The organism is Halalkalibacterium halodurans (genome assembly GCF_005671335.1).
Lineage (GTDB): Bacteria > Bacillota > Bacilli > Bacillales > Bacillaceae_D > Halalkalibacterium > Halalkalibacterium halodurans.
The window spans coordinates 1,238,639-1,265,614 of the sequence record NZ_CP040441.1 but is presented as its reverse complement, the minus strand read 5'-3'; the positions used below and the strand labels follow the sequence as shown (position 1 = coordinate 1,265,614).

Below are 26,976 nucleotides of genomic sequence, written 5' to 3'. Positions count from 1 at the left end.
TCAATTGCTTGGTGTACCTCCACCTAAGTGAAAGTGATCGTCAGGGTCTCGATGTTGCTCACTAATGGCCGAACCGTGTACATCAAAAAGAAATTGATCGTAAAAAATCTCTTGTCCCCTTTGAGCCGCTAGTTCTCCAATCCAATGACCTCCATCCGAAAAGATGACTTCCGTCTCATAAAGCCCATCTTCTACATGGTGCATAATTTTATTTAATTGATGAACGGCCCCAGGTTTATCGAACGTAACACTTACATTGGCATCTTTGATTGGTTCACGGTTTTCATCGTACAAAAAGACGTGAATATCTGTTGCTTTACCGCTCATAACTCCTTCTTCCAGGCCGACTACTTCTTTTTCCCAATCGGTGATCAGCTGCTCCTTTGTCATAACGGTCATCAACATACTAGAAACAATGACAGCCATAAGAGCAATGATGAAAACTAGATTTATGTGATTGACTGGAATGTGCTGGCGTTCGTATTTCAATCGCTCCCGCTCCTTAATAGTTTCTCGCTCATCATCCTTTCCAATCTTTTTTAATTTCATGCGTCTGATACGCAATTAATCAAATCATTAAAAAGCGCAAAGCGTCGGTTTTGCCGTTCTGCCTACCTCTGTGTAGGCCTTGCAAAGGAGGAGGTCGGGACAAAACACAGTTAATAAGAGTGTTTTTTATATGGGATTGATTGTTGCGCGGGATTAGGCTTCAGCTATGACGGGGAAAATGCCCCGATGGATCTTCAACTCTTGCTTTTGTTGCAGGCGTCTCGTGATTTTGACAAGTAAGGATTTCAACCTGTTGGGAATATGATAAAGTTTTTATACGTTTCACTCGATTGGCCGTAAGGGGCAACGAAAATGTCAGAAATGAATGAGGGTTTCCTTTCATAGCTGTGAACTTACGTAAAGCCACGGCAGTAAACGCCAAGCAAACAACAGACGATCCCATAAATAAAACAGAAAAAAGGTCAGATCATCAAAATAAAATGATCCGAACCTTTTTTATTACGTTTGGCTAGTGTTGTCCCAGTCTCTTCTCCCTTTATTTTTTGTATTGTATGCCATATATATCATGGCGACGATCTCGAAGCTGGTTCACACTTCCTGCTCTTCGGTGACGGCGGAGAATTTCCAAGTCCACATCACCTACCACGACGGTTTCAATATTCGGACTGCATTCCCCAACAACACCATCTCGGGCAAAAGTGAAATCCGAAGGGCTGAAAATCCCAGACTGAGCATATTGAATATCCATGTTTTCCACGTCAGGGAGATTTCCGACCGTACCAGATAAGACCGTATAGACTTGATTTTCAATGGCACGAGCTTGTGAGCAGTAACGAACGCGCAAATACCCTTGCCTGTCGTCCGTACAAAACGGCGTGAAAATAATGTTGGCTCCTTTATCGACGGCAATTCGAGCAAGTTCTGGAAACTCAATGTCGTAGCATATTTGAATCGCGATTTTTCCACAATCTGTATCAAACACCCGTACTTCATCGCCACCAGTAATCCCCCAAAATTTGCGTTCGTTTGGTGTAATGTGGAGTTTATATTGTTTCTCAATCGTCCCATCCCGTCTGAAGAGGTAGGCAATGTTGTAAATTTTCCCATCCTCTTCAACGAAATGAGAACCACCGATGATGTTAATGTTGTATTTGATCGCTAAGTTCGTAAATAGTTCAATATAATCTTCGGTAAATTCGGTTAATCGGCGAATCGCCAAGCTCGGGCTTTTTTCTGGTAAAAACGAAAGGAGCTGTAGTGTAAAGATTTCTGGGAAAACGGCAAAGTCTGATTGATAGCTAGCGGCCACATCCGTGTAATATTCACATTGGATAGCAAAATCCTCAAATGATGAAATCTTTTTCATCTCGTACTGAATGGTCGTAATTCGCACTGGGAACGCAGTCTTAAATTGACGCTTCGGCGAACTTGGACGATAGTCAATATTGTTCCACTCCATCAACGTCGCATATTTCATCGAAGCTTTGTCATCTTGTAAATAGTTATTATTCACTCGTTTTAAAGTAAAGCCATTCATTACTTGAAAGGTAAGTACGGGATCATAAATGTTATGCATCATCACTTCTTCTACATACTGTCTGGGCGTCATTTGATCTGCATGTTTGTAGTAGTTTGGAATACGCCCCCCAATAATGATGCTTTTTAGATTAAGCTGTCTAGCTAAATCTTTTCTCGCTTCGTATAGCCGTCGACCGATTTTCATCCGCCGATATTCAGGATGAACCATCACTTCAATTCCATACAGGTTGTACCCTTCTGGATCATGATTCGTGATAAAACCATTGTCTGTAATTTCGTCCCACGTATGTTGGTCGTCGTATTCATCAAAATTTATGATTAAGCTTGCACAAGAGCCAATCACCTTACCATCGTACTCAACACAAAATTGCCCTTCAGGGAATATTTTCAAATGACTTTCTAAATGCTCGCGTTTCCATGGCTCCATATTAGGAAAACAAATTTGTTGCATCGCTATGATGGTATCAAAGTCGTCCTCGCGGATGTTGCGCAAGATCATTTTCTTTTCGAACTTCGACATATCGATTTTTGACAATATTCTACACCCCTCGCACCGATCATTTATCTAAAGCTGATTTCCCACTTATAAAAATAACCAAAGAAACATCTTTATTTAAAGGTTTCCATAGAGAGTTTACCCTGTTTTTTCATTGTTGAACAGTCATAAAGCCTAAAAAAAATCCCTCGACTTACGTCAGTTTTTGTTACATAAAATTCCCGTAAAAGTCCATTTTTTCTGTAGACTCTCTCTTCTTTCGTGATTTATAATTGAATTAAATATGTGAGACACATTTCATTAATTGTGCACAACATACAACAGATATCTTGCTTATATCATACTCTCTTAATCTTTCTTTTTGCGAACACACTTGATCTTCAAAAGAACAATCAGATTCACTCCAATTATAACCACACAGAACACTCGCTTTAACTTTTTTAAGTGAAAAAAAGCCCATTGAACATCCAATGAGCCTTTTACGTTTAATACTTCTAATCTGAGCCTTTTACGTTTAATACTTCTAATCGTTTTTTACCGAAATATGCACTTGTATATCTCCAATTTGACTCGTTAAGGGAACCGTAATGAACGGTGCCGCAGAGCGAAATGTAGAATTACCCTCGTTGACAACTGGTGGCGTAACATCAATAATACAGGCTTCCTTTGAAAGTTCAGTTGCTGTGTTTCCTGCTACCCAATTGCCGAATTCTTGAACGGCGCTCCAACCAATTTGATCTAGCTGATGGATTTCCATCCCCCCCATCATAATGCTGACGAGTTTTTTGGCGGTTCTATCTGAAAACGAACAGATAATTTGTCCACGTAACTCTCCTTTAACACCTAAGATCACGGCCACATCATTTGATGGGATATTTCCAGATCCAGCACTAGGGTTTTTCGGTGTAGCTTCCACACCGAAATGATTGGTTAAAATTCCTCTTGTAGCACGACAAATAGCATTTACATGTTTGTGATTCATTGATCGACCTCCAATTATGCAAATTACATTGACTCTGATTCGATATGTGTTCAATCTGAGTCAAATGACTTTTTTACCAATAAATTCTACCTATTTTTCATTTTAAATTTATAACGAGATGACTGACAATGGCTTGGACAACCTCTTTAAATTAGGAATACATTATCATTTAATCGGTTTTCAAGTCATGTCGATCAATCAAACGACCTAAAACTTTAGTCCTCTTATATTTTAGTATATTCAATCTAAATTATCTATCATTTCTTTTCAAAAATCGACAAGTTTCGCGCGGAATGTTCCGATTTTTCTGTATCTTTATAGACGAAGGCAATTTCTGAAAAAACTAGGAATTGAAACCGTTCTCTCTTACATAGAGATGAATGTTTCATTTATATATATTTCAACTATCTATTCTTTACATCGATTAAACAGGGCGAGGTGGATGCGAATGAAAAAAGAAATTGTAGGAATGCTCCTTGCAGGAGGAGAAGGAAAGAGGCTTGGTCAACTGACTAGAAAGTTAGCAAAGCCAGCTGTCTATTTTGGGGGGAAATATCGAATTATCGATTTCCCATTGAGCAATTGCACGAACTCAGGTATCGATACGGTTGGTGTTCTTACCCAATACGAACCGCTCGCCTTAAACGGTCACATTGGAATCGGGAGTCCTTGGGATTTAGATCGACGTCACGGGGGAGTGACCGTTCTCCCTCCCTACATCGAAAAACAAGGAGGCTCTTGGTACAAAGGTACCGCTGACGCCATCTACCAAAACAGATACTACATTGAGCAGTATGATCCTGAATATGTCCTCATTTTATCAGGGGATCACATTTACAAAATGGACTACGACCGCATGCTTAGCCATCATAAAAAACTCGGGGCTGATGCTACGATTTCAGTCATTGAAGTCCCATGGGAAGAAGCGAGTCGTTTTGGCATTATGAATACAAATGAGGAGATGACGATTACCCAATTTGAAGAAAAACCGACCACACCGATAAGCAACCTCGCTTCAATGGGCATTTATATTTTTAATTGGTCTGTACTAAAATCCTATCTGATCCAAGATGCGAAGCAAGCAAACTCGAGCCATGACTTTGGTAAAGATATTATTCCGAAAATGCTCGCAAAAGATTTAAAGCTTGTCGCCTACCCGTTTGAAGGTTATTGGAAAGATGTTGGAACAATCAAAAGTTATTGGGAAGCTAATATGGACTTACTGGATGAACATTCTTCTCTGATGTTAAATGATCCGTCTTGGCGGATTTATTCGGTCAATCGTAACCAACCACCTCAATATATTTCGACGAGAGCCTACGTTAGATGCTCACTCGTAAATGAAGGGTGCGTCGTCCATGGAAATGTGGAGCAATCCATTTTGTTTCCTGGTGTCCATATCGGTGCAAACTCCTCAGTCTTTGAATCTGTGTTAATGCCAAATGTAAAAGTGGGAGAAAATGTCGTTCTTCGGCGAACAATTATTATGGAAGGAGCGTGCATCCCATCAGGTACTCACTTAGCTCCAAGCGATCCAGATGATATTCTCGTCATCGATAAAGATACTGAATTTTCCCCTTCAATTGCAGCAAATCAATGATGATAAAGGAGCTGGATCAAATGAAATCACTTATGGGTGTTGTTAACCTCGATCACGATCAAGACCTGTTGCACGAGCTTACGTATTTTCGCAGCGTAGCAGGTGTCCCGTTTGGCGGACGCTACCGGATGATTGATTTTGTTCTTTCCAATATGGTGAATAGCGGCATCCAAGATATCGCCGTGTTTGCCCGAAATAAATATCGCTCCCTTATGGATCACTTAGGAACAGGTGCTCCATGGGATTTAAATCGAAAACGAGGTGGATTATTTATCCTTCCTCCTGATTGGAATGATCCTACCGACATTTCGAAAGGAGATTTACGTCACTTTCATAACCATCGTGATTTCTTTCATCGCGGAAACGCCGATCACGTCCTTGTTAGTGGAAGTCAATTCATCTCGAAGGTTGATTACGAGGATGCCTTCAAAAGACACCAAGAAACGAAAGCGGATGTGACCGTTTTATATAAAAAAGTGGATCAGCTTGAACCAGAGGATCGGTATCGAATGAAGCTTGAGTTTGATTCGTTTGGAAATGTGAAAAGTATCACCAATGACGAAATGAATCCGAATCTTTATATGCAAATGTACATTATTCGCAAAGATTTACTCCTAGAGCTTTTAAATCACTGCATAGGGTACCACAAGCAAGATTTGTTTGTAGACGGTATTATGAGCAATCTTAATGAGCTCGCAATTCGCGCGTATGAATATAAAGGCTATCTCTCAATCATTTCTTCTGTTGCTAGCTACTACAAACATAGCATGAACCTTTTAAAGCCAGAAATCTACCAATCGCTCTTTTTAGCTGGTTCCCCTATCTATACAAAAATTAAAGATGAACCGCCAGCAAAGTATGTGAACGGCTCAGAAGTATCGAACTCTTTAGTTGCAAACGGCTGCGTCATTGAAGGTCATGTTGAAAACTCGATCTTGTTTCGCGGCGTGTATGTGGCTAAAGGGGTATCGATTAAAAACTCGATCATTATGCAGCGTTGTTACATTCATGAGGATACCCACCTAGACCATGTCATCCTTGATAAAGATATCCTTATATCACCGAACCGACAATTTGCTGGAGCCCCTGAACAGCCGTTTGTCATTGCCAAACGTAAAGCCATGTAAATTAAGCTCACGTAAAAGGAGAGAACAACAGTGAATGTGTTACACGTCGCTTCAGAATGCAGCCCTTTTTTCAAAACAGGGGGACTTGCCGACGTTCTCGGTTCGCTCCCAAAAGCTCTTTTAAAGCAAGGGATCAATGTTTCCGTCATCCTACCAAAATATGGACACCTCTCTGACGAATGGCAGAACCAATTAACGTTAAAAAAATCGTTCACGGTCTCCGTCACATGGCGAAATCAATATTGTGGACTGGAGCAGTTTGTATATCAAGGAGTGACCTACTACTTCATCGATAACGAATATTACTTTAAGCGGGAACGCCTTTACGGCTATCTCGATGAGGCTGAACGGTTCACATTTTTTAATCATGCTGTTCTTAGCTCTTTACCGTTCCTTGATGAATCACCTGATTTAATTCATTGCCATGATTGGCAGTCAGGTCTTATTCCTGCCTATATGAAAACGGGTTCCGTCGAAAATCCCGTACCAACGGTGTTCACAATCCATAACCTTCGCTATCAAGGAGCCTTTCCCCTTGATGTTTTTCGCGAATTGCTTCACTTTGCGCCAGAGCACTTTGCTGGATTAGAGATGGACGGTGCGATCAATTTTTTGAAGGGAGCACTCGTCCATTCTGACCGGGTTACAACGGTAAGCCCAACATATGCTCAGGAAATACAAACCCCTGCCTTTGGCGAAGGCTTGCACGGATTGCTTCATCAAGAACGAGGAAAAACAAAAGGTATTTTAAATGGGATTGACCTGGAGGATTTCGATCCAAAAACCGATCCGCATGTTACGTATCCTTATAAGCACAATCAAATGGAAAAACGGAAAAACAAACAGGTCATCCAACGTCTGTTTGAATTGCCAGAGCGCAAGGACATTCCTCTTATTGCGATGGTCAGCCGTCTCGTAGAAGAGAAAGGGGTCCCTCTTCTCACCCAAATTGCAGGTGAACTTGTGACAACGGAAAATGTGCAGCTCGCCATTCTCGGTACAGGCGATCCTTCTTTAGAGGACCAACTGCATCATCTAGCTTCTTTGCATCCACATCAAATTTCATTTAAATGTGTGTTTGCGGAGCCGCTCGCACGTAAGCTTTATGCAGGGGCTGATTTATTCATCATGCCGTCCCGATTCGAACCGTGCGGACTTAGCCAAATGATTTCCCTTCGCTACGAAACGGTTCCAATCGTTCGTGAGACAGGAGGGTTATATGACACGATTCAATCCTATAATGAAGAAATAGGCGAAGGAAATGGATTCAGTTTTACTCATTATAACGCCCATGATTTCTTGTATACAATCAAGCGAGCCCTCCGTTTTTATCGTACGGAAAAAGAGTGGGAAAACCTTTTGCTTAACATCTACAGCTCGGAAGTAGGATGGGACGTTTCCGCCAAACAATATACAGCGCTTTATGAAGAAATACTAGGGAAAAGGAAGGTGGAGGCATGAGTCTATCCGTTCAGGAGTTCCGCCAGCAATTCAGCGATAAATTAATGACGACCTTTGGGAAAAAGGTTGAGAAGGCAACCCCTTTTGAGGCCTTTCAAACAGTGGGCCTCATTTTGCGAGAGCTCCTTAATCGAAAATGGCAGGATACGAAAGGAACGTACCGAAGCAACTCACAAAAACAAGTGTATTACTTCTCAATGGAATTTTTACTCGGACGCTTAATGATAACCAACCTTTTGAACTCAGGCTTGTTGGAAACTTGCAAACAAGGGCTTGAAGAGCTTGGTTTTAACTTGGAAGAAGTTCTCGGCCAAGAGCAGGATCCTGGATTAGGCAATGGTGGCCTCGGTCGGTTAGCCGCTTGCTTTCTTGATTCCCTAGCCTCTTTGGAGCTGCCGGGCCACGGCTGCGGGATTCGCTATAAATACGGCCTATTTCAACAAAAAATCGTCGACGGCAACCAAGTGGAATTACCAGATTATTGGCTTAAAAATGAATATGTGTGGGAGACAAAAAGGCTGGACCAAACAGTGGAGGTTCATTTTGGTGGTGAAATCGAAACCGTGGAAGAGAGTGGCCGCCTGACGTTTAAACATCATCACTATGAAAAAGTACTAGCGGTCCCGTATGATATTCCGGTATCAGGGTATCAGAACCATACGGTGAACACCCTTAGGCTTTGGAGCGCAGAATCGACAACCAATGACTTTCACTTTTATTCAATTGATCGAAAAGACTATTACCACTACTTAGATTATAAGCGTTCGGTTGAACAGATTTCCGAGTTTCTCTATCCAGATGACTCTTCGTATGAAGGCCGCCTGCTTCGCTTGAAACAGCAATACTTTCTCGTGTCGGCTGGCTTGCAGTGCATTTTGCGGGAATTTAAAAACTCTTATCCATCGGTCGATCTTTTACCTGAAAAAATAGCGATTCAAATCAATGATACCCACCCGAGTCTTGTCATCCCTGAGCTCATGCGATTGCTTTTGGATCAAGAACAACTTTCGTGGGAAAAAGCATGGGAGCTTACGACACGCACGGTTGCTTATACGAATCATACAACGATGAGCGAAGCGTTAGAAACATGGCCAGTTGATATGGTTAAAACGTTATTGCCACGGATTTACATGATCATTCACGAGATTAACGAGCGCTTTTGTCGCCATCTTTGGCTTGCCCATCCGACGCTACGGGACGAAATTAAACATATGGCGATCATTTCTTACGGGCAAATTCATATGGCTCATTTAGCTATTGTCGGTAGCTATAGCGTAAACGGCGTCGCCAAACTTCACACAGACATTTTAAAAAATAGTGTGATGAAGCCGTTCTATACGGTCTTCCCGGAAAAATTCAACAATAAAACGAACGGAATCACCCACCGGCGTTGGCTATTGATGGCCAATCCACCCCTCGCGTCACTTATTACCGAAGCGATCGGAGAAACGTGGGTCCGTGAACCGAAGCAATTGATCACCTTGCTTAAATATGCCGGTGACGCGGCATTTCAAGAGAAAATTGCTGGAGTGAAACAGGCAAATAAAACAGCATTGGCCAAATACATTCAAGAGAGAACAGGCATCCGCGTCGATGATCGCTCAATCTTTGATGTGCACATTAAACGGCTTCATGGCTATAAAAGGCAGCTGTTAAATGTTTTTCACATTCTTCATTTGTATGAAATGATCCGCGATAATCCGAACATGGATATGGTTCCACGGACGTTTATTTTCGGTGCCAAAGCTGCTCCAGGGTACCACTTTGCGAAAAAGGTCATTAAGCTGATTACGACGACTGCCGCAAAAATCGCAGCAGATCCAATCGTTAGAGAGAAGATCAGAGTGGTATTTCTCGAAAACTATAACGTATCATTAGCGGAACAGATTATCCCTGCTACAGATGTAAGTGAGCAAATTTCAACGGCGAGCAAAGAAGCTTCTGGCACAGGTAACATGAAATTCATGATGAATGGCGCGATCACGATTGGGACATTAGATGGTGCGAATGTAGAAATTCGTGAAATGGTCGGGCCGGATAATATTTTCACATTCGGATTAACGGCTGAAGATGTGCTCGCCTATCAGCTTTCACGCATGTATCGCTCACGGGATGTATACAACGGTGATCAACGGATTCGCCGCGTGATGGATCAGCTCGTCAACGGCTCGTTATCCAATGACGACGTGGAGTTTAAAGACATTTACTATACCCTCCTTTCAAATAATGATGAGTATTTCGTGCTGAAAGATTTTGATTCATACGTGGAAGCTCAAGACTTGCTTGAGCAAGCCTATCGTCAACCGACAGAGTGGTTGAAAAAGAGCATTACGAACATCGCTCATTCCGGAAAATTTTCAAGTGATCGAACGATCTCTGAATATGCAAGTGAGATTTGGGACATTCACCCTGTCACGATTTCCTCGACCACCCAATCGCGGTAACCTCTTCTAAACGCCTTAAGCATCTATCGTCATGCTTAGGGCGTTTTCAAATTCAGTCCTCCTTCTGTTTTTTCATTGAATCTTTCTTCTTTCCGTTATATACTTATTTGAGTGATAATGATTATCAATATTAATTGTATATTTCTAGAAGGTGACACCCTGTGCGAAAAAATGAATACATATCCAGACCGATTATTGGTGCCATCGCGGCGATCATTGGTCTGGTATTATTGGCCGTAGCTATGGCAGCTTCGATTTCCTTAGGAGCGGCCGACGTGGGCTTTAAAACCGTCTGGCAAGCAGTATTTGCTTTTGACCCGACGTTAACCGAACACCAAATTATCCAAGAATTGCGGATCCCTCGTTCCGTTGCCGCGGCACTTGTGGGCGCATGTCTCGCCATTTCAGGCGCGATCATGCAAGGAATGACACGCAACCCGCTCGCCTCTCCTTCCATTTTAGGATTAACGGACGGCTCAACCCTTGCGATCGCCATTGCGTTTGCTTTCATTCCTGGGATTTCATTTTTACAAACGATGTTAATGTCGTTTGCAGGAGCGGGAGTTGCAGCAGCACTCGTTTTCTCAATTGTCTTTCTAGCAAAGGGACAGCTCTCTCCTGTGAAGTTAGCGTTGGCAGGCGTCGCAATCGGTGCCCTCCTTGACTCGCTTGCGACAGGGATTGCTATCCATTTTCAAGTTGCGCAACATGTAAGCTTTTGGTATGCGGGCGGCGTTGCTGGAACAAACTGGACACAGATTCAATTTCTCGTACCTGTCTTTTTGCTCGGTCTCTTTTTATCCTTGTTCATTGCCCGTTCCATTACCGTTCTTAGTTTAGGAGATGAAGTGGCGGTAGGATTAGGACAACGAACGTTCTTTGTCCGGATTGTGGCCATTCTTGCCGTCCTCCTATTAACCGGAGCCGCCGTTTCAGTAGCAGGAGCGGTCGGGTTTGTCGGGTTAATCATCCCCCACGTGACGCGCTTTCTTGTCGGAGTTGACTATCGGGTCGTGCTACCATGTTCGGCGGTTTTTGGCGCCCTCCTACTTGTGCTCGCAGACATTGGGTCTCGAATGGTGAATCCTCCATTTGAAACTCCGATTGGGGCCATCACCGCCCTTGTCGGTGTCCCATTCTTTCTCTATCTAGCACGCCGAGATCGGAGGGGTTTATAGTGAACCGTCGCAACATGACATACTTTATTATCGTTTCTGTTCTTATTTTTATTACGTTCATTGTTAGTCTCAATACGGGAGCTGTTCGAATTCCTCCTTCAGATGTATTGAAAACATTGATTGGGATGGGGTCCGAACGGCAAGAGCTCGTCCTGTTCAGCTTTCGCTTGCCGCGAATGGTGCTAGCATTGCTGATCGGTGCCGGACTGGCGGTTGCTGGTACAATCTTGCAGGGGATTACGAGAAATGCTTTAGCAGATCCAGGCATTATCGGGATTAACGCCGGAGCTGGGCTTGCCGTCGTCTTATTTATTTCCTTTGTGCAAGGAAGCATAACCGGCCTATCTACCTTTAACATTTTTCTTATGCCGCTGTTTGCCCTAATGGGAGCAGCAACAGCCGCCGTCTTAATCTACCTTTTCGCGTTAAAGAAAGGGGAAGTGACACCGACGCGCCTTATCCTTGTAGGGATCGGAATTGCCGGTTTATTTTCAGCCGCGATTCTCATTTTTCAATTGCGAATGGAACCGCGCGATTTTATGAGTGCAACGATTTGGTTAACCGGTGCCATATGGGGAGCGAATTGGAGCTATGTTTTAAGCTTACTTCCATGGATTGTTCTGTTCCTTCCACTCGTTTTATATAAGGCTCGTTATTTAAATGTCTTGAACTTAGGCGATCCGGTTGCGGTTGGGCTTGGCACACAAGTTGAAAGCGAGCGGCGCTGGCTCTTATTTGCAGCCGTGGCCCTTGCCGGTTCGTGCGTCGCTGTCGGCGGTGCGATTTCCTTTTTAGGCTTAATCGCCCCTCACCTTGCCCGCCGCGTGGTAGGACCGAACCATTACGTCCTCCTTCCTGCGGCCGCATTAACCGGCTCATTGCTCCTATTATTTGCCGATTTTGTTGCTCGTCATTTGCTGGCACCAAATGAAATTCCTGTTGGCATCGTGGTTGCCTTTTTTGGCGCCCCTTATTTCATCTATTTACTCATTAAAACACCGTAAGGAGGAAAACCATGTCCATCATTTATACGGAGTCATTGTCGATCGGTTACGGCGATACAAAAATTGTAGAGGATCTCAACATTGCCATTCCAGAAGGGAAAATCACGACGATCATCGGCGCAAATGGCTGCGGGAAATCGACGATTCTCAAAACGATCTCACGGATCCATGCTCCGCAATCCGGCGTAGCTTATTTAGATGGGAAGGCGATTCACAAACAAAAAACAAGGGACATCGCTAAAAAAATGGCGATTCTCCCGCAAACACCGGAATCTCCTGGAGAGCTTACTGTATATGAGCTCGTCTCATATGGCCGTTTTCCCCATCAAAAGGGGTTCGGACGTTTAACTGAAGCCGACCATCAAATCGTCGAAAAAGCACTACACTCTACTGGGCTTGAAGAGTTCCGTCATCGCCCGATTCAGGCGTTATCAGGGGGGCAGCGGCAACGGGTATGGATTGCGATGGCGCTTGCACAACAAACACCGCTCCTTCTTCTTGATGAGCCAACAACGTATTTAGATATGGCCCATCAACTAGAAGTGTTGTTGCTCCTAAAAAAGCTCAACGAACAAGAAGGGCGCACGATCGTGATGGTTCTTCATGATTTAAACCATGCCGCTCGTTTTTCCGATTATTTAATTGCTTTGCGAAAAGGAACGGTCGTAAAAGAGGGCACGCCAGAGAATGTCATGTGTTCAGATGTTTTACGTGACGTTTTCCAAATTGAAGCGACGATTGTCAATGACCCTACAAGTGGGAAGCCTGTCTGTCTTTCCTATGATACCCTCACGGAAAACATAGAAAACGAAACGCGAGAAGCGGTTGTTGTTTAAGTTGAACGATCTTCATTTTTAGCACTTTACACTTTCTAGCCATATTAGCAAAACTTGTCTTCCCCTAATCTGAATGATGAAAAGTGAACCTTTCGTAAAATACATGAAAGCCCCGTTCTTACGCTGGACGGGGCTTTGTTGTTACTTTGTTGGAGAAAGCTCAAGGGCAACTCTTATGGCAAGCTCAGGATCATCAGTGAAAATCCCATTAACCCCGAGCTGCATATAACGACGGATGTCCTCTTCTTGATTTAATGTAAAAGGACGAAGCTTCAGGCCTTTATGGAGCAAGTGGTAAACCTCTGCTTCCGTCATCGCCGGGTAATAAAAATGATAGCCAGTCGCGCCAACTTTTTGTACATAGCCTCCTGGGTCATATAGGGCCGCCATCACAATGACTGCTAATTGATTTCGCGTAAATGAACCCGACAGTTTCTTGATCAACACATGATCAAAGGAGGAGAGGATCACTCGATCTCTCATTTTGAACGTGTCGATACAAGCGGAGATCGCGGTAAACAAACGATCCCGATCTTCCACTACTCCCTTTAATTCAACGTTAAAGATGAGCTCATTCGATTGGGCCCATGCAAACACTTCATCTAACGTTGGAAGCGTCTCCCCTGTAAAACGTTCGTCGAACCAGCTCCCTGCATCTAACCGCTTCAGTTCGCTCAATGTATGGGCACGTACTAAGCCGCTTCCCGATGTCGTTCGGTTTAAATGCAAATCATGAATGACGATCAGTTGATCATCTTTCGTCAGTTGAACGTCAAGCTCAATACCGTCAGCACCGACTCCTTCTGCTGCACGAAAAGCGCTCAGCGTATTTTCAGGATATTTGCACGACACCCCGCGATGGGCATAAATGTGTGTTCGTTGCTTCTGGGACATACTCCGACACTCCTTTTTTATGTACCATGCTCCAGCGACAAAGCGGGAAGGCCTTAAGGGACACGCCCCCAAGACCTCCAACACGTCCTCTTTATATATTATTCCCCTGCTGTCCGGTTGTACACCTCAATCGCCCGATTTGTTCCTTCTGCCGCCTGGTCAAGCGCTGTTTTCGGGTCCGTTCCTTGCAGCATATTTTCCAGGGCCGTGACGACGTGCTGTCTTGACTCTGGGAAGACAGGGATGAGCGCCCCTTGCGTTGCTGTCGATGGAACCGTCTGTTGCAGCTGTTCAATCGGTACGCGAAGCTGTGGAATGTTCTCATGCTCTTGTTCAACAATTGGCTCCTCATAAGCAGCGGGATTGATGGCAAAATAGCCCGTGTTGATATGCCATTCCGCTTGCACCTCTGGGGTTTGCAAATACTTTAAGAAATCAAACGCTGCCGCCTGCTCTTCTTCAGAAATGCCATTCGCCATCCAGATCGAGCCACCCCCGATAATGACACCATTTGGCTCCACATCATCTGCATGAGGAATGAAGCCGACACCAACTTCAAATGGAGCAGCCTCCACTGTTCCTTTAATACCCGCCGTTGAGTCGAGAATCATCGCGACTTGCTCTGCTTGGAATGCAGCGCGAAGATCGTCCCAGTTCGTTCCAAAGTACCCGAACGTGCCATCGTTGTTCATGTCATAAATCCATTCAAAAACCCGCAATCCCTCTTCTCCGTTGAATACAGCTTCTGTTGCTTCATCCGTACGACCGTTGTCATTGTTCACGTAATCGGCCCCTTGCGTTGCAAGTAGCTGCTCAAAGAACCAGCCATAACCTAGAATTGAGAACCCGTATCGATCATCTGTCGTTAATTTTTCAGCAGCCTCTTTGATTTCTGAGAAAGAGCGTGGTGGATTTTCTGGATCCAGTCCCACTTCTTCGAACGCATCTTTATTGTAGTAAAGGGCTGGTGTCGAGGAGTTAAACGGCATCGAATATAAATCCCCATCTACGGAATAGTACGTTAAAATGTTTTCTTCTAATTGGGACACGTCGTAATTGTCCTTATCAATCCATTCTTGAACCGGAGTAATAAAGCCACTTTCGATCATATATTTTGTCCCAATTTCAAACACTTGTACGAGGCCAGGTGAATCACTTGTCCCGCCCACGCTGCGGAATTTTGTCAGTAGCTCCTCATAGGAACCTTGATATTCAGGTACAATCTCTACTTCGTCTTGTGATTCATTGTAAGTGGCCACAAGCTCGTCGAGGGTTTCCCCTAAACCACCACTCATCCCGTGCCAAAATTCGACTTGGAGCTTTTCAGCATTAGCCACACCTTCTCCGGCTTCCTCGCTCGATTCATTATCCGCTTCTGCAGATTCTTCCTCGCTTCCTGTTTGTTCGGAGCCTCCCGAACACGCAGCTAACCAAAAAGAACAAAAAATGACCATAAGCATGAATACGAATTTTTTCACCTTAACTTCACTCCTTTTTAAAATATGCGTTACTTAATTGCTCCTTGCGTTAACCCTTTTTGCAGCTGCTTCTGCCCGAGAAACAGAAGCAATAAGGTAGGAATAATGACAACGACGACTCCTGCCATAACCACCCCCCATTCGGTCGCAACTTCAACCGTTTGTAATTGTTTAAGCCCGATTTGGACCGTTCGCTTACGATCATTTGTCGTGACGAGAAGCGGCCACAAGTACATGTTCCACGTCGTTAAAAATCCGTAGATTCCAAGAGTCACTAGACTCGTCTTCGCATAAGGAAGGCACACTTTATAAAAAAATTGAAACGGAGAAAGTCCCTCGACTTGCGCTGCTTCATGAAGCTCCTTCGGAATCGTCTTAAAATGCTGGCGAAGCAAAAACGTCCCAAAGGCGAGGGCGAAAAATGGAACGGTCATCCCTAAATAGGAGTTTAGCCAGCCTAGTTTTTGGATCGTGAGAAAATTCGGGATCATGGCCGCTTCCCACGGAATCATGAGCGTAGAGATGAACAAGAGAAACACGAACGTCCGCCCTTTAAAAGGGATAAAGGCAAAGACATATGCAGATAACGAACAAACGATGAGCTGACCGATCATAACTGTGATTGAGACAATGAAACTATTTTGCAAATAGTGAAGAAGCGGGACCGTTGAAAAAACTTTTTCATAGTTGTCAAAGTTAACGGACGACGGAAAAAATGCCCGGCTCAACACTTCAGCACCGCTCATAAAGCTTACAAAAAACGCGTAAACAATCGGAAAAAAGATAAGCAATGCCGAGAGACATAGGAGCGGATATACGATATAAGGTCTCGTCGTTTTCATTGATAGTGCACCTTCTTCTCGCCAAACTTAAACTGCACAAGGGTTAACAGCAAAACGAGTAAAAATAAAATCACCGCTTGCGCACTAGCCGTGCCAAATTGATAGTTGATAAACGCATCTTGATAGATCGAATAGACGATGAGATTAGTCGCTTCTGCTGGTCCACCACCTGTTAAAATGTCGACCTGGCCGAACGATTGAAACGAGTGAATAAATGTGATGGTAATAATGAAAAACAACGTTGGTGACAGCATCGGTACCGTAATCCGGAACAGTTGATAAAAATAGCCCGCTCCATCTATCCGAGCACTTTCGTATAAATGCTGATCAATGTTTTGCAACCCGCCTAGTAGGACCAAAAAAGAAAATCCTGTATTCATCCAAATCGTAGTGATGGCAATCGAGATTAACGCCCATTTTGGGTCGAGTAGCCACGGAATGCTGTCGATACCAATGAACCCTAAAATTGAATTCAAAATGCCAACGGTCGGATGGAACAAAAACAACCAAATGACCGCAGATGCTGCAACCGACATGCCCATCGTGGAAGAAAAGATCGTCCGGAATAGACCAATCCCTCGTAGCTTTTCATTGGCAATTAAGGCGAGAAATAGTGCAAGTAGAACGCCGGTTGGTACAGTATAAAGAACGAATAAAAACGTCGCTGACGCACTCTTTCGAAACGGATCGGATTGAAAAAGATACAGGTAGTTCTCCAACCCGACAAACAGAGCAGCGTTTCCTTGCGCATCTGTGAGAAAGAAGCTAAGATAGACCGTTCGGATCATTGGATAAAACAAAAAGATAGAAAATAGTAAAAGCGATGGGAATAAGTAGAGCGCCGCTATCCGAACATTCGCGGTTCGTTTCCAAAATGACGCTTTTTCTTGGATGACGTGCTGCTTCATTTTTTCTTGTACGCGAGTCGCTTCAGCTGGATTCAAGGGATACCGCCCCCCTTAGGTATGGTTGATTCTGATCAGGTGATACGAGCGTTTTTCCCGTTTCTCCATCAAAAAGGTAAAGATGCTCCTTTGCAAAAGAAATCGCAATGGTTTCATGGAGTTGATAAGGCCACTGTCCGAGCCATTTCGCTTTCCATTCATGCTCACCAACCTTAAACGCGAGCAACGTTTCATTCCCTAATACTTCAACATTTGTAAGTGTCACGTGCCATTGGACGTGCTCAGGGGTTGGTGCATCTGCCCTCGCTATTTGCTCAGGACGAATGCCAAGCTGTACGGTATCGCTACTGATGCGCATTAGCAGCTGTTCTTCGATTGGTAAACGCAAGGAGCCTATGGCAAGCTCTCGATTCATTCGATCCACCGTCGCCTTGGCAATATTCATCGGTGGTGCTCCAATAAAGGTGGCCACAAACAAATTCGCAGGTGCATTATAAATGTCGAGCGGTGACCCGACTTGCTGAACTTGACCGTCTTTTAGTACCATGATCCGGTCCCCCATCGTCATCGCCTCCACTTGATCGTGGGTCACATAGATCATGGTCATTCCTAACTGTCGTTGCAATTGACGAATCTCTGTGCGCATATGCCCCCTCAGCTTCGCATCTAGGTTGGATAGAGGCTCATCCATTAGACAGAGAGGGGCTTCAATCGAGTAGGAGGGGGTGACGAACCCCCGACCTCTCACACCACCGTACGTACGGTTCCGTATACGGCGGTTTCACTTAAGTCCAACGTCTTGTTTGATACCTCTCGGCTAGACTCATGAGACCTTGTCCTTTCCAGTATTCACTGTTCAGGGCATAATCCATGATCGGGCTGTGAGCGACTCTCCAGTAGCCTTTTCGACTGTTCGCCCACTGCCAAGCCTTCGCCTTCTTGATCCCCAATCTGACTAGATTCTTTTGTCTAGCGGAAGTGGTTTTCCACTCTTTCCATCGAATCATCCTTAATCTTCTTCTGATCCATGCATCGATTTGGGCGAGGATACTTGGTGTGTCCACCAATTGATAATACCCAAGCCAACCTGTTAGGTAGCGATTCAGTCTGCGTAACCGATCAGACATCTTCATGGAGTGTCTTCGGCTCGTCAGTTCTCGAATCCGTTGTTTGAGTCGTTTGACACTTTCCTTAGACACCCTCATTTTCGGATCCTTTCCTCGTGTGAAGGAGAATCCTAGGAATTTACGGTTCCAAGGACGATCAACGGCACTCTTCTCTCGGTTGACCTTAAGTTTCAACCTGTTTTCGATGAAAGAGGTTACGCTCTCCATGATACGGAGCCCCGCTCGTTTGGATCGAACATAGATGTTACAGTCGTCCGCATAGCGGACGAACTTCAATCCACGTTTCTCCAATTCGTTGTCTAACTCATCTAGGACAATATTGGACAGGAGTGGACTAAGCGGTCCTCCTTGCGGAGTTCCTTCCGTGTTCGGGCTCACCAGTCCTCTTTCCATCACACCCGTTTGGAGGTATCGGCGAATCAGTTGAAGCACTCGAGGATCTTGGATTCGGGAGGAGAGTTTCCTCATGAGACGGTCATGGTTCACCTTGTCGAAGAACTTCTCCAAGTCAATGTCTACGACCCATCTGTATCCTTCCTTCATCCACTGCTTCGCCTGCCTGACGGCGTTATGTCCTCTCCGATGCGGTCTAAACCCAAAACTTCGTTCGGAGAACGTTGGATCATAGAGTTGAGTCAAGATTTGGGCGATCGCTTGTTGAAGGAAACGATCCATCACCGTGGGGATCCCTAGTTTCCTTACGCCACCGTTCGGTTTCGGGATTTCGACTCGACGGACAGGCTTCGGGAAATAAGACCCTTCTATGATCTCATTTCGAATGGAAGTCCAGTTTTCATGAAGATGGAGGCGTAGGGATTTTACGTCCATTTCATCCACACCGTAACTTCCTTTATTCTTTTCCACTCGTTCGAGTGCTTGTATTAAGTTTTCACGGGATAGAATTCGTTCCAACATCGTATCAATCTCCTACGTGAATCATCGGTTCTTCTTATGTGACGCGCTCTCTCCACCCTCTCTTCGTGTCCCCAGCGAGATTCATCGCTTCCTCCACGAAGGAGGTTCTTCGTTTTCTGTTTCATCAAGATGCGTGTATGCGAAGGGATGATTCTCCTTACGTGATTCAGCCCTTCCCCTCTTGTCTAGACCAAGCGGGTACTATGGCTTCTGCTGACTTCTGACCGTTCAGCTTGCACTCTTATGCAAGGTTACGACATGCGTGTCGCGTATCAGTCAGATCTCCCAGGGTAAGTACACATTCTTCCCCTCCATGTCTCCTCTTCATTTACTCGGTAGACCCTTTGGCAGTCTGGACTTTGATTTGTTAGGCAATCTCACCCAAGTCTACCTAGCCTTATATGAAGTTCGTGTTCCTAGGAGCGGAGGTTTGCCGCCGACTTCCTTCAGATTCTGGGTCACCCCAGACACCCTTGTCTTAAGCTAACTGTTACGACTGCCTTCACAGTTCGGGACTTGAACCCTAGAGAATATGCGCATGCCTGGCACACCTAACGACCGCCCGCGCAAGTGCCACCCGTTGCCGCTGTCCACCAGATAACTCCCGCGGCTTTCGCTTTAAATAGTCGGTTAAGCCAAGCATGGCAGCCGCTCGTTGGCAGCGCTCTGACCGCTCTGCTTTTTTTACTTTTCGGACTTTAAGGCCGAATAAAATGTTTTCTTCCACCGTTAAATGGGGATAAAGGGCATAGTTTTGAAACACCATCGATAAGTTCCGTTTGCTTGGTGGTAAATGGTTGGCTGTCGCTCCGTGAATTTTTAATTCACCAGCACTGATATCTTCTAACCCAGCAATCATCCGTAGCATCGTGCTCTTACCACAACCAGAAGGTCCAACAAGGATAAAAAATTCCCCTTCCTTGATCGATACGTTAATATCCTCAACAGCAAACGTCGTTTGATCATAGCTTTTGCATAGGTTCAATAACTCGACATGACTCATTCGTTGTCTCCTCCCTCTCTATAAAGCAATCGAGCACATGACTTCCTGATACCGCGGCAGCGCCTGCACGTAAGGCGAGATCCATCTCTTCCTTTTCTTGAAAAAGTCCACCTGAGACGATATGAAACGGGAGCCTGGCAACCAATTCTTCGATTATGCGAGGCATAATAAGCCCCGGCATCGCCTCAACTGCATCTGGTTCAATCTTTAAACACGTATCAATCGCTTTGTTTAATGCGTGGCGGTCGATAAGAAAGATGCGTTGGATCGTCTTAAGTCCAAGTTTTTTTCCTTGCATAATTGCCTGCCCCTTCGTGCTAATAATTCCGTCAGGGGCAATCACTTCTGCAATGTAGCGCATTCCTTCATGAGTGTTTGCTTGAACCCCCGTAATCAGATCGACGTGAAGATAGACGGTTTTCCCCCTTTGCTGTAAGGCATACACTTTTTCAGGTAAGTCGAGCATCGTACCGGTTAGTAAAAAGACGGTTTGGACGTTTGATTCCAAGCAACGATCTGCCATCTCCCAATCGGTAAGGGCAAAGATATAAGGCTGTTCAAACATAACGTACCTCCTTTAGCGCTTCATACAGTTGTTTAAGAGAATCATATTCATATGTAGGCTTCTGCTTGACAAACTCCAACGAACTTTTCTTCGTCACACCGCTATACAGCAGAACGGTATCGATTCCGACAGCTTGTCCAATCGCAATATCACTAGTGAGCGAATCTCCAATCATCACTGACCTGCTGCGCGCATGGCGAATTTTTTTCAAAAGTACTTGCTGCATCCAAATCGACGGCTTCCCCACAGTCTCCGCTTGGTGAATGTCCATTTTTTCATTCATAAGCACCCTTGCAATGGACCCTGTGTCAAGGAGCAATCCATTGGGAGTCGGGCAAAACAAATCAGGATTTAACAGTACGAGCCTCGCCCCTTGTTGTAGAAGAAAAAACGCTTCTTGCAGTTGGTTATAACCGATATTCGGCGCCATCCCTAAAATGACGTACACTTCGCCACACACAGGATCTCGCGACGAATGAAGAAGGTGCAACCCCTCTCTTGAAATTTCTTCCTTAATCATTGGAGACCCGACGATGTATAGACTAACAGGTCCCTGCTTTTCCCCGAAATATTCCAAAATCGCTAACGTCGGTGTCAATAGCTGCTGCATGGAAACTGTTAAACCCATTTGCTGCAAATGCTGCTTTAATTCTTTTCGCGACCGGATCGGATGATTCGTTAAAAAATAAAGTTGTTTCTTTTGGGCCGTCAGTTCGGCAATGATCTCTTTCGCATAAGGAAAGAGCGTTTTCCCGTTGACTAGCGTTCCATCCAGATCAAAAAAGTACGTTCGATATTCTTTCACGCGCTTCACCATCCTAAGTCAATCGGTAAACACGACAAAACCCTAATCGCTACAAGAAGAATACAACTGACATGTCTGTATCCTTTTTGCAACCATTAGGGTTCTCTCATCACGTCTCCACCCGATCGTGTCGCTAATGTATTTCTTTGATTTCTACCTTACGCTGTTTTTGTAAAACTGATATGAAGCTAGGGTGAATGTTTTGCAAAAGAAATGTTAAGACCCTAGCCACGGAAAGGCTGACACCTGTTTTCATCACGTCCTTGACAAGTTGGCAAATACACATTACGATGTTTTCTAGTAAAAGGGAAGCCTACTCAGTGCAAAAAAGCCCCTTATTTAAAAAGAGGCTTTCATCTGTTTCCTTTTAAGAACTATTTTGGCCTATAATGCCTTTGTCATATACAAACTATTCGGGTCTTCCGTATAATCGGCAAACGGCTCACAATACTGGAAACCGAATGCTTCATACAATTTCCTAGCAGGCTCAAAAGCTTCCATTGAACCGGTCTCTAAACTAATCTGTTTGTAGCCACGGCTGTTTGCTTCTTCAATGAGATGATTTAAGAGTCTTTTCGCTACTCCTTTTCTTAAATATGCCTTCGATGTTCGCATCGATTTGATCTCACCGTGATGATCATCAAGCTGTTTCAAGGCACCAATGCCAGCCAAGTCTTCCCCCTCCCATACACTCCAAACCGTGATTTCAGGTTGTTGAAGCGAACTTAAATCTAGCGCATGGATACTTTCTGGCGGGGAGTGTAGCGTCATACCGTGAAGATGTTCCCTTATGAGTTCGACTACTTGATTACTACGCAAATCATCAATTTTTATTTTCATCAAAATCGCTCCTCGGCTATGTTAAGCTTGATCATAGTATACGACTCACCCTCATCACAAGCCAGCTGTTTGTTAGATTTTATGACGATCTGATACTGAAATCAGCAAAAGCCCTATTATTCCAGTATTAGTAACAGCTCTACTCAACCCGATTTCTCCACCTTCTTAGTTTCAACTCAAGATAAAGACTGACTTTATCTTTCATGTTCTTTACATCAAGACCGGTTAACTCATAAATTCGCTTCATTCGGTAGTTCAGCGTGTTTGGGTGAACATGGAGCAAGGCAGCCGCTGCTTGATTCCGTCCATCCACATCTAAGAAGGCCTCTAGCGTTTGCAATAGCTCTGTTCCTTGCTTCTGGTCATAGGCAGCGAGCGTTTGTACCGTCTCACTTTCTAGTATCGGAACCGAATCAACTATTATCCGATAAAATCCTAATTCATGAAAATAATAGACTTTGTCCAGTTCATACGCGAACTCACCTTTTAATTCAATCACTTTTTCAGCCTGATGAAAGCTTTCTGAGACGTCGGTTAGCTGGGAGCAGTGCTGCCCAACTCCAGCAAGTACGTTCGCATAAGAGAATTGATCATTCCACGAGCGAATCCACTGGTCAATAAAATGTTTGACCACTTGCTCATCTAGAGGTTTTTTTAACGAATCGGTTAAGTAGACCGTCCATTTCCCGTCGATCAGCATCGCAAATGTGACGAGAATTCGGCTCTTCACTTTTTCCGATATGAAGGAAAGAGCCTGCTCATGTTCCTCCTTAATGGTCCGTTCGCAAAAAAATTGGACGACAACCCCTCGTTCAGGCAAAGGCTCTCCCTCGGCTTGAAAGCGTCTTTTTACTTCAGCTACTGTTTCCGTTCCTTGATAGAGATGACGCCATCTCTCCTCACGCTCCAACCGTCTACGAAATCGTGTTTCCTGTTGTTTAATGAGCATCGCTCGAATTAAGCTCACCATGTCCTTTAAATCGTTTAACTGCTCATCTGTCAACGGTTCCTCTAATTCTAGCACCCATATGTAGCCGAGAACGAACTGCTGTTGGCGAATGCTGATAGCCACTCGATTCCCTAATCCGACAGCAGGGATCCCAGGTATGCGAATGGGCTCATCTGTTTGATTTAATTTTTGAAGTAATCCGCTGGACCACAGCCCTTCAATGACACGATCTGGCACTTGTCGATTCATAATCGTCTCAATCCTTGCCGAATCCGTCTCATGTGAATGTTTACTATATGCAAGCAAACGATGTTCTCGGTCTTCTAATGTCACCGGACCATTTAACGTCAAGCTTAATACATCCACCGCTTCTTGCAACGTGTCAAACGAACGGTCCTTCATGCTTGCCCCTCTCTTATCCACAAGATAATTTCTACATACGAACAGAAAAATGCCCTTTTCGTTCCGTCCCCCAAAAAAGCGAAAGCTGGTCTCCTGATTGGATCGGTCCAACCCCTTCTGGCGTTCCTGTAAACAAGAGGTCTCCCTCTCCTAATCCAAAGGCTTCACCCACTTCTTCAACCATTTGTTCAAAAGAAAAGAGCATCTGCTGTATGTTTCCTTTCTGAACGATCTGATCATGAATCAATAAAGAAAAGTCGGTAGCCTTGCACGTTTCTTCTCCAGGAAATGACCAAAAGTCGGTCACCACTGCCGCATGCTTAAATCCTTTCGCTCGCAGCCATGGGTGGCCTTTTTTCTTTAATTCGTTTTGTTCATCCCGAAGCGTAAAATCGATTCCTAGCGCCATGACATCAACGAGTTCCTCGAGCGAAATTCCTTTTTCGTAGGGCTTACCAATATGCAAAACTATTTCTAGTTCATGATGGATCTCTCCACGGTTACTCGGAAATTCTAGCATCTGTCCATTGGCAATCGTAAGGGAATGGGTCGGTTTTGAAAATAAGATTGGTTTGTCCGGTATTGCATTGCCAAGCTCCCTCGCATGGTCTGCATAGTTTCGGCCAATGCAATAAATGTTACGAATGTCCATTTTGCACTCTCCTACGTTAATGATTTTACCCGTTCAATGATCGCGTCAGCAACTTCTCCTGTTGTTGCTCGCCCACCAATATCAGGGGTCTTAATTCCCGCTTCCGTTACATCTTCAACAATGTCTAATAACGTTTTCCCAAGCTCTTCTTCACCAAAGTGATCGAGCATCATTTTCCCCGCCCATATTTGTCCGATCGGATTGGCCATTCCTTTTCCGACAATATCTGGTGCTGATCCGTGTACAGGCTCAAACATAGACGGGTATGTTCCTTCCACATTTAAATTCGCAGCAGGTCCAATTCCAATACTCCCCATTATCGCTGCGCTCACATCGGTCAAGATATCACCAAAAAGATTACTCGCTACAATCACATCAAATTCAGCAGGCTTTGTGACGAGAAAAGCGGTTAACGCATCAATATGAACCGACTGTTGCTCGATATCTGGGTATTGCTTTCCTACCTCTTGAAAGACGTTATCCCAAAAAGGCATCGAAAAGACGATTCCGTTCGATTTTGTCGCACTCGTCACTCGTTTTCCCCGGGTGGCCGCTAGCTGAAACGCATAGTCAATCGCTCGTTTCGTCGCTTTCTTTGTAAAGATTGCATTTTGAACGACAACTTCATCGTCCCCTTGATGAATCCGTCCCCCCACCTCGCTATATTCTCCCTCACTATTTTCTCGTACAACGAGCAAATCAAACTGATTAGCATGTTTAATCGGTGGATCAATTCCACGAATTTGCTTCGCATGGCGAATATTCAACGACTGTTGAAAGCCGCGGCGTATCGCGATTAACAGCCCCCATAATGAAACATGGTCGGGCACGAGTTGTGGGTTACCGACCGCGCCTAGGAATACAGCATCACTTTCAGTAAGCTGGACAAGTCCGTCCTCTGGCATCATCTCACCATGTTCCAAATAATACTCGCAGCTCCACGGGTATTCGACCTTTTCAAAGGTAAGACCACCATGAACCTCGGCGACCGCATCTAGCACACGAAGGGCATGGGGCATAATTTCTTTACCAACGCCATCTCCAGGAATGACCGATAAGGTAATTTTCTTCATCCGCTCCATCTCCTCGTTCCGTCTTCTAACCTTCCTTTCTATGATAACGGATTTCATTCATTCCTGAAAGCGATCTCTTTTCATTGGGAGACGGGAAAACGTGGGAAATCTATTGACAGCTAAGGGGGACTTAGAACCAGCTTTTGGTTATCTTGAAGGCTCACTTGAATGTCCATAAGGGGCAACGTGAATGTGAAAAATGAATGAGAATTTGCCTTTTATAGCTGTGAACTTACGTAAGTCCACGGCCATGAACGCCGATCAAACAATAGGCAACCCTATGAATCAACAGAAAAAAGGTTCGGAACATCAAACTAAAATGATTCCGAACCTTTTTATTACCGTTAGATCCCGTTCTTACAACCCTGCATTTCGTTTGAGTCGCTTGGCGATTTCAAGAAAGTCGTCGCGCGAAATACCTGGCGCAAACTCCTCAGGCAATTCCTCCAAATCAGGAATCGGTGCACCCTCTGGTGTTCCTTTTACCACTTCGAGCGGACCACCTTCTGTTGGATGCTCTCCCTTCCAAATTTGCGAAATCGTCCGATAATCCATGTCGCTCCACGTATAGAGCTTACGGTGGACTCCTTGATCTTCAAACTTTCGCGCGTAATCAAATTGACGGTTGCTTAAGTTTGGAACTGGTAACATTTTCGTTAAATCGACCCCTGTTGCAATCTCAAGTGCTTTCGCATAGGCGATAATATGAACGCCGCCACGAACGAGCAAGTAACCGATCATTTCTCGAGCAACCGGGTGATCGGTCATTTCATACACGCGCATCTTATGCGTTCTTGCCCCGATTTCAAGAAAATAGTTATGCAGAAGATCAAAGATTAGGTTCCCGCTGTTGACGACGTAGTCACCGCGCCATGAAGCCCCCATCGAGTCCATCGGATAGGACGTTTGTGCTGTTGAAATAAAATGATACGTGTTTCGCTTATCCTTTGCATCTTGCATCGGGGTAATGTCAGGATCTCCGGGAAAGGTGGTTCCTTCAATCATCAGGTTGATCGTATTCGATACGAGCTCCACGTGCCCAAACTCTTCCGCCGTAATGCTCGCTACCAATTCATAAAACGGACGAAGCTTGTGTTTTTGGCGAAAGTTAAACGATTGATACATGTAATTATTCAAGGTCGACATTTCTCCGAATCGACCACCAAGCAGCTCTTGAACGGCGGCGGCTGCATTTGCATCTGGATGATCAGGCTTCGGCAGGTCAATTAACAACTTATCGATCCGTTTAAACAAAACAATTCCCTCCAATGGGTTTTAGCCTTCTCTACCATTTATGAGGAAAATAGATTGTCTTATGCTAAAATCGTTTACCGATGACGAAAATCCAT

General features: G+C 44.5%; 23 protein-coding genes and 1 pseudogene. 7 read left to right on the top strand and 17 right to left on the bottom strand.

The genetic code is table 11. The features are described 5' to 3' along the window. The 3 genes from FED51_RS06145 to FED51_RS06135 form a co-directional block, all read right to left on the bottom strand. A complete protein-coding gene (locus FED51_RS06145) occupies positions 1-489 on the bottom strand; it encodes a FixH family protein (RefSeq protein ID WP_053431677.1) in 489 nt (162 codons plus the stop codon). A gap of 556 nt (positions 490-1,045) precedes the next feature. Further along, positions 1,046-2,569, bottom strand: a complete 1,524-nt coding sequence (locus tag FED51_RS06140; protein ID WP_053432016.1) for a GNAT family N-acetyltransferase — start codon at positions 2,567-2,569, stop codon at positions 1,046-1,048. A gap of 499 nt (positions 2,570-3,068) precedes the next feature. Beyond that, positions 3,069-3,527: a chemotaxis protein CheX gene (locus FED51_RS06135; RefSeq protein ID WP_010897258.1), complete on the bottom strand. Its 459-nt coding sequence runs from the start codon at positions 3,525-3,527 to the stop codon at positions 3,069-3,071. 448 nt (positions 3,528-3,975) lie between these two features. On the opposite strand from FED51_RS06135, the gene FED51_RS06130 reads away from it, so the two are divergent. The 7 genes from FED51_RS06130 (at position 3,976) to FED51_RS06100 (ending at position 13,177) form a co-directional block, all read left to right on the top strand. Continuing rightward, positions 3,976-5,127 carry a glucose-1-phosphate adenylyltransferase gene (locus FED51_RS06130; RefSeq protein ID WP_276403795.1) on the top strand — a complete coding sequence of 384 codons (1,152 nt, stop codon included), beginning with the start codon at positions 3,976-3,978 and terminating at the stop codon, positions 5,125-5,127. 20 nt (positions 5,128-5,147) lie between these two features. Then, a complete protein-coding gene (gene glgD / locus FED51_RS06125) occupies positions 5,148-6,254 on the top strand; it encodes a glucose-1-phosphate adenylyltransferase subunit GlgD (protein ID WP_053431679.1) in 1,107 nt (368 codons plus the stop codon). A gap of 30 nt (positions 6,255-6,284) precedes the next feature. Beyond that, a complete protein-coding gene (gene glgA, locus FED51_RS06120; protein WP_138090334.1) occupies positions 6,285-7,715 on the top strand; it encodes a glycogen synthase GlgA in 1,431 nt (476 codons plus the stop codon). Beyond that, positions 7,712-10,159 carry a glycogen/starch/alpha-glucan phosphorylase gene (locus FED51_RS06115; RefSeq protein ID WP_053431681.1) on the top strand — a complete coding sequence of 816 codons (2,448 nt, stop codon included), beginning with the start codon at positions 7,712-7,714 and terminating at the stop codon, positions 10,157-10,159. Before glgA ends, FED51_RS06115 begins: the two co-directional genes overlap by 4 nt. Positions 10,160-10,320: 161 nt before the next feature. Continuing rightward, positions 10,321-11,337: a FecCD family ABC transporter permease gene (locus FED51_RS06110; RefSeq protein ID WP_053431682.1), complete on the top strand. Its 1,017-nt coding sequence runs from the start codon at positions 10,321-10,323 to the stop codon at positions 11,335-11,337. Positions 11,338-11,351: 14 nt separating this feature from the next. Continuing rightward, a complete protein-coding gene (locus tag FED51_RS06105; protein ID WP_053432017.1) occupies positions 11,352-12,341 on the top strand; it encodes a FecCD family ABC transporter permease in 990 nt (329 codons plus the stop codon). An 11-nt stretch (positions 12,342-12,352) separates the two neighbouring features. After that, positions 12,353-13,177 carry an ABC transporter ATP-binding protein gene (locus FED51_RS06100; protein WP_053431683.1) on the top strand — a complete coding sequence of 275 codons (825 nt, stop codon included), beginning with the start codon at positions 12,353-12,355 and terminating at the stop codon, positions 13,175-13,177. Between the two features lie 141 nt (positions 13,178-13,318). Here the strand turns inward: FED51_RS06100 and FED51_RS06095 are convergent, their stop codons facing one another. From FED51_RS06095 to FED51_RS06025, 14 genes and pseudogenes are all read right to left on the bottom strand, one after another. Continuing rightward, positions 13,319-14,071, bottom strand: a complete 753-nt coding sequence (locus FED51_RS06095; protein WP_053431684.1) for a glycerophosphodiester phosphodiesterase family protein — start codon at positions 14,069-14,071, stop codon at positions 13,319-13,321. Positions 14,072-14,169: 98 nt separating this feature from the next. Beyond that, positions 14,170-15,549, bottom strand: coding sequence for an ABC transporter substrate-binding protein (locus tag FED51_RS06090; RefSeq protein ID WP_053431685.1), 1,380 nt, complete (start codon positions 15,547-15,549; stop codon positions 14,170-14,172). Between the two features lie 29 nt (positions 15,550-15,578). After that, on the bottom strand, positions 15,579-16,391 hold the full coding sequence (locus FED51_RS06085) for a carbohydrate ABC transporter permease (protein WP_053431686.1): 813 nt from the start codon (positions 16,389-16,391) through the stop codon (positions 15,579-15,581). Beyond that, on the bottom strand, positions 16,388-17,299 hold the full coding sequence (locus FED51_RS06080) for a carbohydrate ABC transporter permease (RefSeq protein WP_041821317.1): 912 nt from the start codon (positions 17,297-17,299) through the stop codon (positions 16,388-16,390). Before FED51_RS06080 ends, FED51_RS06085 begins: the two co-directional genes overlap by 4 nt. 22 nt (positions 17,300-17,321) lie before the next feature. Further along, on the bottom strand, positions 17,322-17,942 hold the full coding sequence (locus tag FED51_RS06075) for an ABC transporter ATP-binding protein (protein ID WP_276403794.1): 621 nt from the start codon (positions 17,940-17,942) through the stop codon (positions 17,322-17,324). Positions 17,943-18,081: 139 nt separating this feature from the next. Further along, on the bottom strand, positions 18,082-19,338 hold the full coding sequence (gene ltrA, locus FED51_RS06070) for a group II intron reverse transcriptase/maturase (protein WP_010896223.1): 1,257 nt from the start codon (positions 19,336-19,338) through the stop codon (positions 18,082-18,084). Positions 19,339-19,891: 553 nt separating this feature from the next. Continuing rightward, positions 19,892-20,341 (bottom strand): annotated as a pseudogene (locus tag FED51_RS06060) (ABC transporter ATP-binding protein); the annotation flags it as partial. Further along, positions 20,301-20,906, bottom strand: coding sequence for a glycerol-3-phosphate responsive antiterminator (locus FED51_RS06055; RefSeq protein ID WP_010897245.1), 606 nt, complete (start codon positions 20,904-20,906; stop codon positions 20,301-20,303). The gene FED51_RS06055 and the pseudogene FED51_RS06060, both read right to left, overlap by 41 nt. Further along, positions 20,899-21,711, bottom strand: a complete 813-nt coding sequence (locus FED51_RS06050; protein ID WP_053431687.1) for an HAD-IIA family hydrolase — start codon at positions 21,709-21,711, stop codon at positions 20,899-20,901. The genes FED51_RS06055 and FED51_RS06050 overlap by 8 nt, the downstream gene beginning before the upstream one ends. Positions 21,712-22,095: 384 nt before the next feature. Then, on the bottom strand, positions 22,096-22,551 hold the full coding sequence (locus FED51_RS06045) for a GNAT family N-acetyltransferase (protein WP_010897243.1): 456 nt from the start codon (positions 22,549-22,551) through the stop codon (positions 22,096-22,098). Between the two features lie 139 nt (positions 22,552-22,690). Further along, positions 22,691-23,902, bottom strand: coding sequence for a PucR family transcriptional regulator (locus FED51_RS06040; protein WP_010897242.1), 1,212 nt, complete (start codon positions 23,900-23,902; stop codon positions 22,691-22,693). A 31-nt stretch (positions 23,903-23,933) separates the two neighbouring features. Further along, a complete protein-coding gene (locus tag FED51_RS06035) occupies positions 23,934-24,554 on the bottom strand; it encodes a fumarylacetoacetate hydrolase family protein (RefSeq protein ID WP_053431688.1) in 621 nt (206 codons plus the stop codon). Between the two features lie 11 nt (positions 24,555-24,565). Then, positions 24,566-25,627, bottom strand: coding sequence for a tartrate dehydrogenase (locus tag FED51_RS06030; protein ID WP_053431689.1), 1,062 nt, complete (start codon positions 25,625-25,627; stop codon positions 24,566-24,568). Between the two features lie 357 nt (positions 25,628-25,984). Continuing rightward, on the bottom strand, positions 25,985-26,881 hold the full coding sequence (locus tag FED51_RS06025; protein ID WP_010897239.1) for a manganese catalase family protein: 897 nt from the start codon (positions 26,879-26,881) through the stop codon (positions 25,985-25,987). Between the last annotated feature and the right edge of the window lie 95 nt (positions 26,882-26,976).

Excerpts from the sequence above, each read along its gene's own strand:
- FED51_RS06140 (WP_053432016.1), bottom strand. The coding sequence starts at position 2,569 with ATGTCGAAGTTCGAAAAGAAAATGATCTTGCGCAACATCCGCGAGGAC.
- FED51_RS06135 (WP_010897258.1), bottom strand. The coding sequence starts at position 3,527 with ATGAATCACAAACATGTAAATGCTATTTGTCGTGCTACAAGAGGAATT.
- FED51_RS06130 (WP_276403795.1), top strand. The coding sequence starts at position 3,976 with ATGAAAAAAGAAATTGTAGGAATGCTCCTTGCAGGAGGAGAAGGAAAG.
- glgD (WP_053431679.1), top strand. The coding sequence starts at position 5,148 with ATGAAATCACTTATGGGTGTTGTTAACCTCGATCACGATCAAGACCTG.
- FED51_RS06115 (WP_053431681.1), top strand. The coding sequence starts at position 7,712 with ATGAGTCTATCCGTTCAGGAGTTCCGCCAGCAATTCAGCGATAAATTA.
- FED51_RS06105 (WP_053432017.1), top strand. The coding sequence starts at position 11,352 with ATGACATACTTTATTATCGTTTCTGTTCTTATTTTTATTACGTTCATT.
- FED51_RS06100 (WP_053431683.1), top strand. The coding sequence starts at position 12,353 with ATGTCCATCATTTATACGGAGTCATTGTCGATCGGTTACGGCGATACA.
- FED51_RS06095 (WP_053431684.1), bottom strand. The coding sequence starts at position 14,071 with ATGTCCCAGAAGCAACGAACACACATTTATGCCCATCGCGGGGTGTCG.
- FED51_RS06085 (WP_053431686.1), bottom strand. The coding sequence starts at position 16,391 with ATGAAAACGACGAGACCTTATATCGTATATCCGCTCCTATGTCTCTCG.
- FED51_RS06080 (WP_041821317.1), bottom strand. The coding sequence starts at position 17,299 with ATGAAGCAGCACGTCATCCAAGAAAAAGCGTCATTTTGGAAACGAACC.
- FED51_RS06075 (WP_276403794.1), bottom strand. The coding sequence starts at position 17,942 with ATGCGCACAGAGATTCGTCAATTGCAACGACAGTTAGGAATGACCATG.
- ltrA (WP_010896223.1), bottom strand. The coding sequence starts at position 19,338 with ATGTTGGAACGAATTCTATCCCGTGAAAACTTAATACAAGCACTCGAA.
- FED51_RS06055 (WP_010897245.1), bottom strand. The coding sequence starts at position 20,906 with ATGTTTGAACAGCCTTATATCTTTGCCCTTACCGATTGGGAGATGGCA.
- FED51_RS06045 (WP_010897243.1), bottom strand. The coding sequence starts at position 22,551 with ATGAAAATAAAAATTGATGATTTGCGTAGTAATCAAGTAGTCGAACTC.
- FED51_RS06040 (WP_010897242.1), bottom strand. The coding sequence starts at position 23,902 with ATGAAGGACCGTTCGTTTGACACGTTGCAAGAAGCGGTGGATGTATTA.
- FED51_RS06035 (WP_053431688.1), bottom strand. The coding sequence starts at position 24,554 with ATGGACATTCGTAACATTTATTGCATTGGCCGAAACTATGCAGACCAT.
- FED51_RS06030 (WP_053431689.1), bottom strand. The coding sequence starts at position 25,627 with ATGAAGAAAATTACCTTATCGGTCATTCCTGGAGATGGCGTTGGTAAA.